The organism is Neobacillus citreus, from assembly GCF_018343545.2.
Classification (GTDB): Bacteria; Bacillota; Bacilli; order Bacillales; family Cytobacillaceae; genus Neobacillus; species Neobacillus citreus.
Genome location: NZ_JAGYPE020000107.1, coordinates 1 through 9,690, shown reverse-complemented (window position 1 = coordinate 9,690; position 9,690 = coordinate 1). Strand labels below are relative to the sequence as shown.

At 41.9% G+C, this 9,690-nt stretch carries 6 protein-coding genes and 2 riboswitches; all 6 genes read left to right on the top strand.

The genetic code is table 11. From position 1 onward, the window contains the following. On the top strand, positions 1-575 hold a 575-nt coding region (locus KHB02_RS28625; RefSeq protein WP_241114175.1), incomplete at its 5' end, for a DUF58 domain-containing protein. Then, positions 575-2,764 carry a transglutaminase TgpA family protein gene (locus KHB02_RS28620; RefSeq protein WP_213148351.1) on the top strand — a complete coding sequence of 730 codons (2,190 nt, stop codon included), beginning with the start codon at positions 575-577 and terminating at the stop codon, positions 2,762-2,764. The genes KHB02_RS28625 and KHB02_RS28620, both read left to right, overlap by 1 nt. A 33-nt stretch (positions 2,765-2,797) precedes the next feature. Continuing rightward, positions 2,798-2,899, top strand: a riboswitch (purine riboswitch). Between the two features lie 126 nt (positions 2,900-3,025). Continuing rightward, positions 3,026-4,567, top strand: coding sequence for a glutamine-hydrolyzing GMP synthase (guaA, locus tag KHB02_RS28615; protein ID WP_213148350.1), 1,542 nt, complete (start codon positions 3,026-3,028; stop codon positions 4,565-4,567). Positions 4,568-4,668: 101 nt separating this feature from the next. Beyond that, positions 4,669-4,770: riboswitch (purine riboswitch) on the top strand. Between the two features lie 108 nt (positions 4,771-4,878). Continuing rightward, complete coding sequence (locus KHB02_RS28610; RefSeq protein WP_213148349.1) at positions 4,879-6,207, top strand: NCS2 family permease; 1,329 nt, start codon at positions 4,879-4,881, stop codon at positions 6,205-6,207. A 119-nt stretch (positions 6,208-6,326) separates the two neighbouring features. Further along, on the top strand, positions 6,327-7,169 hold the full coding sequence (glcT, locus tag KHB02_RS28605) for a glucose PTS transporter transcription antiterminator GlcT (protein ID WP_213148348.1): 843 nt from the start codon (positions 6,327-6,329) through the stop codon (positions 7,167-7,169). A gap of 182 nt (positions 7,170-7,351) precedes the next feature. After that, positions 7,352-9,421, top strand: coding sequence for a glucose-specific PTS transporter subunit IIBC (gene ptsG / locus KHB02_RS28600; protein ID WP_213148347.1), 2,070 nt, complete (start codon positions 7,352-7,354; stop codon positions 9,419-9,421). Positions 9,422-9,690: the final 269 nt, after the last annotated feature.

Below are 9,690 nucleotides of genomic sequence, written 5' to 3'. Positions count from 1 at the left end.
GATTTTCCTGGATTAACTGGAAGGCAACTGCCAAGCGGAATGAGATTATGACAAAAGAGTTTGAACAGCGGCAGTCTCATGATGTTTTTGTGGTGATGGACTGTGTACCGGATAAACGCTTTGAAGCAGTAGTTTCGTTCACGGCCTCTTTACTAAGGGCTGTTTTGAAAAAAGGGGCGCAAACAGGCCTTCTTACCATCAGCAAGGAACGAGCCTCGTTTCCAATCAAAGGCGGGGAACAGCAGCTGCAGCAGCTTTTCTATCATCTCGCCAAAATCGAGGCAAAAAGCTTTTCACCGCTAGAAAAGGTCATTGAAGCAGATGGCCTATTTATTCAGCAAACCGTTTCATTCATGCTCGTCACAGCCCAGTTAACCAAGTCTTTGATTGAAAAAGCCAGCTTTCACGGCCAAAGAAAAGGGGCGATTACCCTTTTCCTTATCAAAGGTGAACATGAAGCGCCTGACGGCAATGAACGCTCGCTCATTGGAGTTGCAAACGCCCGCGGCGTCCGTGTGATATTGGTTCATGACGGTCAATTCGCATCTGCCTTCTCGGAGGTGACGTTATATTAATGAAAAGAGATTTCCCAACCCTTCTTTTATATACCTTTGGATTTTTGCTGCTATGGGAATGGCTTAGGCCGGTGGAACAATTAACAGATACGGACCATATCGAAACATTTATTGTTTTTTTGATTATTGCGTTTGCCCTGTCCTATCTGCAAATGAAATGGCTTTGGCAATGGCTGATTAAGATTGTTTTCATTCTTTTTTCGATTAATCGGTTCCACTACGAGGGAGGTTTTTTTCACTCCGGATGGTTAGGTTCCTTTTCTGAGGATGTTATTAATAACTTATGGTCCGTTGCGGCTAGGAACTGGAATGAACTATCGAACGAATTCCGCACCCTGTTGTTTTTTATCCTATTGTGGATCATGATCTACCTCATCCATTATTGGCTCCTGCGGCAGCAGCGGATTTTTATCTTTTTCTTTATGACGTTACTGTATATCGCGGTTCTCGATACGTTTACCATCTATGATGCCAAATTTGCCATCGTCCGGACTGTGGCAGCTGGATTTGCTGTGATGGGCATGCTGACTTTTTTCCGCATCAACCGAAGAGAAAATATCAACAGCGACTCCGCTTTTATGAAAAAATGGATGGTGCCGCTTGTTATTATGGTTGCCTTAAGTGTGATTGTTGGAATTGCTGCTCCGAAGGCAGCGCCGATTTGGCCCGACCCGGTTCCATATTTAAAAGCGGCGGGTAACAAGGGAGGCGGAGATGGCGTCGGCGGTATCAGCCGGATTGGCTATGGGACGAATGACTCCCGATTGGGCGGTCCGTTTATTGGGGATGATACCACTGTTTTTACGGTTGAGTCGAATGGCAAGAACTATTGGAAGGTTGAAACGAAGGATGTGTATACCGGAAAGGGCTGGCTTGCATCGGGGTCGACAACCATTGATTTCAGACAGTCTGATTTAGTGCCGGTATTATCTATACCAAGTAATGTGGAAACCACCAATGAAACAGCTAAAGTCAATCCGGCTGGGGAGTTTGTTTCTTTTGTTGTTTATCCGGCAGGAATTCAAAAGTTCATCGATTTCCAACCAAAGCTGCCTGAACAATACCCGATTCAAATTGATACAAATACGGAAAAAATCAGAAATATCGGCAATGTGGATTATATTGTTGATTTTAAAGTGCCTCAATACAAAGCTGTAGATTTAAGAAAAACGACAGGCTATGACCCGGCTGTGATGAACGAGGAGTTTTACAAAAGGTATACCCAGATTCCGGAAGAGCTGCCGCCAAGGATCAAACAATTAACAGAAGAGATCACCGCTTCTGAAACGAATTGGTTCGATAAGGCAAGAGCGGTGGAGCGGTATTTTGGAAATACAGAATACACCTATGACCAGAAAAATGTCGCTATCCCAGGGGGAAAAGACGATTATGTGGACCAATTTTTATTCGATACGAAAACAGGGTACTGCGATAATTTTTCCAGCTCAATGGCCGTCATGCTCCGCTCGATTGGCATTCCAACCCGCTGGGTAAAGGGATTTACGGGAGGAGAGTTCTTGGAATACAGCCGGGATGACGAAACGAAGGAGCTTTACACAATCACTAATAATAATGCTCATTCCTGGGTAGAGGTATTTATCCCGACTCAAGGCTGGATTCCCTTTGAACCGACAAAAGGGTTCTCAAACAGTATTAACATTAACTTTACATCAGGGCAGACTTCCACAAATACGCAAACACCTGCGCCTGCACCTGTAAAAAAACCGGAAAAGAAGCCGCTCGAAGAAACAGCAAATGTAAAGAAGGATAACTCTTTTGATATCAGGGATATCTGGAGAAATATTCAGTTGTTCTTTAAAAATGAGTGGAAATGGATTGTGTTTGGCGGCGTGCTTGCTGCTGCTGTTATTGCGCTTTTGTATCGAATTCGCGGCAAATGGTTCCCGTATCTCGTCATGCTGCGTTACCGTTTTGGGAAAAAGGATGAAACCATTGGTGCAGCCTACTTGATTTTACTAAGTCAGCTCGACCGTTACGGGTTAAAACGTAAGGAGAATCAAACACTTCGTAACTATGCCCGCTATATCGACACGTTCTTCTCGACGAGGGAAATGACGCGCTTAACGCACCGTTATGAGCAGTACATATACAATCAAAACCTGCCCGAGGGAAGCTGGAAGGAAACACGGGAATTGTGGGAAAATTTAATCAAAAAGACTATCGCTTGACCAGAAAATCATCCTATTGTTACAATATGGTGTAATTTAATAGGTGAAAACCTTCATATATCCTCGATGATAGGGTTCGAGAGTCTCTACCGGGCTGCCGTAAATGGCCTGACTATGAAGGCAGAATTGGTTAAGTATATTCTTATACGAGAAAACTAGAATTCTGCCTTCTTATTTTTATTAAGGGCGGGAACTCTAGTTTTTTTATTTTTTATAAAAAATCGGGAAAAACTAAATTAACTTAAAAAAATAGGGGTGGGCATGTTGTCTGGAAAGCAAAATATGATTGTCGTTTTAGACTTTGGAAGTCAGTATAACCAATTAATCACACGCAGGATTCGCGAGTTTGGCGTTTACAGCGAACTGCATCCGCATACGATTACGGCGGAAGAAATCCGCAAGATGAATCCGAAGGGAATTATTTTTTCAGGCGGTCCTAACAGTGTGTATGATGAAAATTCCTTTCGTTGTGACGAAGAAATTTTTGAAATGGGTCTGCCGATTCTTGGCATTTGCTATGGTATGCAGTTAATGACCGTTCATTTTGACGGCAAGGTTGAAAAAGCGACGCACCGTGAGTATGGAAAAGCTACAATGAAGGTAGAAAATCAATCAGCGCTATTTGGCGGTCTGCCGGAAGAGCAGGTTGTCTGGATGAGCCACGGCGACCTTGTTGTGGAAGCGCCGGCAGGGTTTACTGTTGATGCAACAAGCCCATCCTGCCCGATTACTTCGATGAGTAATGCAGATAGAAAGCTTTATGCTGTTCAGTTCCATCCTGAAGTGCGCCATTCTATTTATGGTAATGACCTTTTAAAAAATTTCGTATTCAATGTTTGCGACTGCAGCGGCGATTGGTCAATGGAGAACTTCATTGAAATGGAAATGGAAAAAATCCGTACAACTGTCGGAGATAAAAAAGTTCTGTGCGCGCTTAGCGGCGGGGTAGACTCCTCAGTTGTTGCTGTATTAATTCATAAAGCCATTGGCGATCAGTTAACCTGTATTTTTGTCGATCACGGCTTATTACGGAAAAACGAAGCAGACAGCGTTATGAAAACTTTTACTGAAGGCTTCCATATGAATGTCATCAAGGTAGATGCTAAAGAACGCTTCTTATCAAAGTTAGCAGGTGTTTCTGACCCTGAGAAAAAACGGAAAATTATTGGCAATGAATTTATTTATGTGTTCGATGATGAATCGGCCAAGCTTGAGGGCATTGAATTCTTAGCACAAGGAACGCTTTATACCGATATTATCGAGAGCGGTACAGCAACAGCGCAAACGATTAAATCCCACCATAATGTTGGCGGGCTTCCTGAAGACATGCAATTTAAATTAATCGAACCATTAAACACTTTATTTAAAGATGAGGTACGTGCCTTAGGTACCGAGCTGGGAATTCCAGATGAGATTGTCTGGAGACAGCCATTCCCGGGACCGGGCCTTGGTATTCGTGTCCTTGGTGAAATCTCGGAAGATAAATTAGAAATCGTCCGCGAATCAGATTGGATTCTCCGCGAGGAAATTAAAAAGGCAGGGCTTGACCGCGATATTTGGCAATACTTCACCGTGCTTCCGGATATCCGCAGCGTCGGTGTCATGGGAGATACCCGTACGTATGATTATACAATTGGGATTCGCGCGGTCACCTCGATTGACGGTATGACTTCTGACTGGGCACGGATTCCGTGGGATGTCCTTGAAGTCATTTCAACAAGAATCGTAAACGAGGTCCCGCACATCAACCGCGTTGTCTATGACATCACCAGCAAGCCACCCGCAACAATTGAATGGGAATAAGAGGAAGTGAAAAAACGAACGATGCTAAAAATATTTTTTAGTATCGTTCGTTTTTATTGTTTACAAACATAAAAAACGCTGTTAAAATAAAAAAGTCAAATGAAGATATTGTCGAATTGCGTCGTATAATATTGGGGATATGGCCCAAAAGTTTCTACCGAGCCACCGTAAATGGCTTGACTACGAGGCAGTGTTTAATAGAGAGGCATTTTTATTCTTTTCTCTGTTTTCACCTGCCAAGAGTCAACGTTCCGGTAGAATGCCGGAACGTTTTTTTGCATAAAATAAAGGAAAAACAGGGGGAGAAAAGAATGCATAAGTATTTTGAGTTCGAAAAAGTAGGCACAAATTACCGCCGCGAATTTATGGGCGGACTGACTACGTTTTTAGCAATGGCTTATATTTTGGTTGTTAATCCATTAACGCTGTCACTTGCATCTGTTAAAGATCTTCCTGATGCAATGAGAATGGATTATGGAGCAGTGTTTGTGGCTACAGCATTAGCATCGGCATTAGGTTCGATTATTATGGGTCTTCTCGGTAAATATCCGCTTGCGTTAGCACCGGGGATGGGATTAAATGCTTTCTTCGCTTATACAGTGGTACTAGGAAGCGGAATTCCTTGGCAGCATGCTTTGGGTGCTGTATTCATTTCCGGCGTATTCTTCTTTTTACTGACGTTGACAGGTCTTCGGGAGAAAATTATTAATGCCATTCCAATTGAATTGAAACATGCAGTTGGTGCTGGTATCGGTTTATTTATTACCTTTGTCGGATTGCAGAGTGCTGGAATTATCGTGAACAATGATGCAACACTTGTTGGTCTGGGAGATTTGTCAGCCCCAGGGACATTATTGGCCATTTTTGGCATCTTAGTAACAGTTATCATGATGACAAGAGGAATTACTGGTGCGGTATTCTACGGAATGATCATCACGGTAATCGTAGGAATGATTTTTGGCGAAATTAAAGTTCCTGACAAAGTTATTGGTCATGTACCAAGTATCTCACCAACCTTTGGTGCTGCGTTTTCTTCCTTTGGAGACAGTTCGTTTTATACAACAGCTATGCTTGGTATTATCCTTACATTCTTGTTTGTGGATTTCTTTGATAACGCAGGGACACTTGTTGCGGTTGCCGGTCAGGCAGGATTAATGAAGGACGGAAAACTTCCAAATGCAGGAAGAGCCTTGGTTTCTGACTCTGTTGCTTCAACTGTCGGTGCTGTACTTGGAACATCAACAACCACCTCGTATATCGAATCAACAGCGGGGGTTGCTGCCGGTGCCAGAACAGGATTTGCGTCACTGGTAACTGCTGCATTATTTCTTTTATCATTATTCTTCTTCCCGGTATTATCAGTCATTACAGCGCCGGTTACTGCTCCTGCATTAATTATTGTTGGGGTACTGATGGTTTCTTCTTTAGGGAAAATTGACTGGACTAAGTTTGAAATTGCCGTTCCGGCGTTTTTAACCATCATTGCAATGCCGCTTTCATACAGTATCGCAACTGGAATCGCGATCGGTTTTATCTTCTATCCGATTACAATGCTGGTAAAGGGCAGAGCGAAAGAAATTCATCCGATTATGTACTTCTTCTTTGTTATCTTTGTACTGTATTTTATTTTCTTAAAATAAATCCTTTATAAAGGAGCTGTGGATATTTTTCACAGTTCCTTTTTTGTCGTTGACTTCCTGATGTGCGTCTTTTAGTATGGTAGTACTGATTGTTTTTATTCGAAATGAGGATTAAGGGTATGGCAAAACTTCAGATAAATAAGGCTTTAAATAATAATGTATTGATTGCTGAACACCCTGCCTACAAGGAAGTTGTCATTATCGGCAAAGGCATTGGCTTTAACCGTAAACAGGGCGATTTTATTGATACGGAAAAAGTTGAAAAGCTATTTGTTCTTAAAAATGAAAAAGAGCAGGAAAACTATATTAAACTTCTTCCTTTTATAGACCAAAATGTTCATGAAGTAATCATTTCCGCCATTAGCCTAATAAAGCAGCGTACTCGTTCAGAGTTAAATGAACATATTCATGTTGCTTTAACCGATCACTTAATGTTTGCGCTAACGCGTGTCTCGCAAGGGATGGAAATGGGAAATCCATTCTTGGTCGAAACGAAAGCGCTCTATCGTCATGAATATGAGGTGGCGAAGGAAGTCGTGGAATTGATTAAAGATAGAACCGGTATTGAACTTCCGGTGGGTGAGATTGGTTTTATTGCTCTCCACATTCATACTGCCATAACTAATAAGAATCTTTCTGAGGTTAATCAGCATTCCCAGTTGATCAGCAGATTAGTGGATATGGTGGAAGAGCAGTTACTGGTTGAAATTGATAAAGAAAGCATTGATTATATGAGGCTGGTCCGCCATCTTCGTTTTACGATAGAACGTGTCAGAAATGGGGAAAAAGTGGAAGAGCCAGAAAAAATCGCTTCCCTATTGAAGGATGAATATCCGGTGTGCTATAATCTTGCATGGAAGCTCATTAAGGTAATGCAGCAAGCTTTAAAAATGAAAGTGTTCGATGCAGAAGCTGTCTATCTGACGATGCATTTGCAGCGGCTGCAAAACAAATTTAAATAGTCATCAATTTACGTGTTACTGATTCGATCAGGCATGAGTAAAAAATTGATTGAAATGAGGATGTATGGGAACTCTATACCCATATCTTCATTCAATTGGTCTTTTGCTCATGCCTTTTTTGCGTCTTTTTTATAAAAAGCATTCATTTAATGAGCTAGAATACAATTTCAGGAGGTTTAAATATGTTTAAGAGAGCTTTTGGCGTCTTACAAAAAGTCGGTAAAGCATTAATGTTACCGGTTGCATTACTGCCGGCTGCAGGGATCCTGCTGGCGTTAGGTGCAGCGCTTGTTAACCCGGCCTTATTAAACTTGGCACCTTTCTTAGATAATGAAGGGGTCAGAATGGTCGCTAATGTAATGAAAAATGCCGGAGATATTGTCTTTGGTAACCTGCCGTTGCTATTTGCAGTCGGGGTTGCTGTCGGATTAGCTGGCGGAGAAGGTACAGCCGGACTTGCAGCGATTATTGGTTACTTGATTATGAATGTCACAATGGGGACAGTTTTAGGAATTGATGCAAAGGATATTAATGGCACGAGCTATGTTAGTGTCCTCGGGATTCCTACCCTCCAGACAGGTGTATTTGGCGGGATTATCGTTGGTATTATCGCCGCAGGATTATATAATAAGTTCTATGAAATTGAGTTGCCTTCTTATTTGGGATTCTTTGCCGGTAAACGGTTTGTTCCGATTATTACGGCAGGAACAGCTATCATTTTAGGTTTAATCATGTTGGTTATTTGGCCTCCAATCCAGCACGGATTGAATGCGTTCTCTAATAACATGGTAAATGCAAACTTAACGCTTTCGGCGTTTGTCTTTGGGGTTATTGAGCGTTCATTAATTCCTTTTGGACTGCATCATATTTTCTACGCTCCATTCTGGTATGAGTTTGGCAGCTATACAACTCATGCCGGTGAGGTAGTTCACGGTGACCAGCGGATCTTTATGGCTCAGATTTCAGACCACGTGAAGAATCTGACTGCCGGTACGTTTATGACAGGTAAATTCCCGTTCATGATGTTCGGTCTTCCAGCTGCAGCGCTTGCTATCTATCATGAAGCAAGACCAGAGAAGAAAGTATTTGTCGGGGGCTTAATGGCATCTGCTGCCTTAACTTCTTTCTTAACAGGTATCACTGAACCGATTGAATTCTCATTCCTATTTGTTGCACCAATTTTGTTTGGAATCCATGCCATTTTTGCTGGATTGTCATTTATGACGATGCACCTGTTAAATGTAAAAATCGGGATGACTTTCTCGGGAGGTTTAATTGACTACATTCTATTCGGGTTGATTAACCCGCAAACGCATGCTTGGCTTGTTATTCCTGTCGGTCTTGTGTTTGCTGTTATTTATTACTTTGGTTTCCGTTTCGCGATTCGCACGTTTAATTTGAAAACACCAGGCCGCGAACTGGAGGAAGAAGAAAACCAGGCGCCGACTGGCAAAGCAAGCTCAGGCGATTTAGCCTCTAATATATTAGATGCCATGGGCGGCAAAGCAAATATTGCTCACTTAGACGCATGTATTACCCGCCTTCGTGTATCTGTTAATGATATTAAAGACGTGGACAAAAATGAATTGAAGCGGCTTGGGGCAGCGGGTGTCCTTGAGGTCGGCAACAATATTCAAGCTATCTTCGGCCCGCGTTCTGAAACAATTAAGGGTCAAATGAAGGATATAATGGAAGGAAAGCGTCCGCGCACAACCGCTGTCAATGCCCCGGAAAAAGGCGTGCAGCAGCAAATTGAAGAGGTAAACCCTGAAGCGCTTCAATCTGAACATAACGGTGAAGATGTATTTGTTTCTCCTATTAAAGGAGAAATCAAACCAATCACTGAAGTGCCGGATCAAGTATTTGCAGGTAAAATGATGGGTGATGGCTTTGCAATTGTTCCTGAGGAAGGCTTGGTTGTATCTCCAGTCGACGGTAAAATTGTTAACCTGTTCCCAACCAAGCATGCCCTAGGCATCCTTTCTGATAACGGCCGTGAAATTCTTGTTCACGTAGGCATCGACACGGTTAACCTTAAGGGTGAAGGCTTTGAAACATTGGTGTCTGAAAATGACCGTGTAACAAAAGGCCAGCCGCTGTTAAAGTTTGATATTGCCTATATTAAGGAGCATGCCAAATCAACGATTACACCAATCGTCTTTACTAATTTAACTGAAGGCGAAAAAGTAGTTATTGAAAAGCAGGGGCTTGTAGACATAAAGCAAGAAGGTATTATTAAAATAACAAAGTAATGTATTAAGTTACCGGCTCTTTATAAGGGCCGGTTATTTTTTTGAAAAAAATCCATATAAACAGTTGACGAATTTAATCCAGGGTGATAGTATATTAAAGCAGTCGTTACCGACGAGTTAACAACAAATTGATAGTAAATACTTCAAAAAAAGTTGTTGACTTCGAGAAAACGATGTGATATATTAATAGAGTTGCTTCTGATGAAGCGATTTTAAAAAATAGTTCTTTGAAAACTAAACAAACAAAAACGTCAACAAACAATAATATT

What these genes read in the sequence shown, in the direction of transcription:
- ptsG (WP_213148347.1), top strand. Translation starts at nt 7,352, where the DNA reads ATGTTTAAGAGAGCTTTTGGCGTCTTACAAAAAGTCGGTAAAGCATTA.
- KHB02_RS28620 (WP_213148351.1), top strand. Translation starts at nt 575, where the DNA reads ATGAAAAGAGATTTCCCAACCCTTCTTTTATATACCTTTGGATTTTTG.
- glcT (WP_213148348.1), top strand. Translation starts at nt 6,327, where the DNA reads ATGGCAAAACTTCAGATAAATAAGGCTTTAAATAATAATGTATTGATT.
- guaA (WP_213148350.1), top strand. Translation starts at nt 3,026, where the DNA reads ATGTTGTCTGGAAAGCAAAATATGATTGTCGTTTTAGACTTTGGAAGT.
- KHB02_RS28610 (WP_213148349.1), top strand. Translation starts at nt 4,879, where the DNA reads ATGCATAAGTATTTTGAGTTCGAAAAAGTAGGCACAAATTACCGCCGC.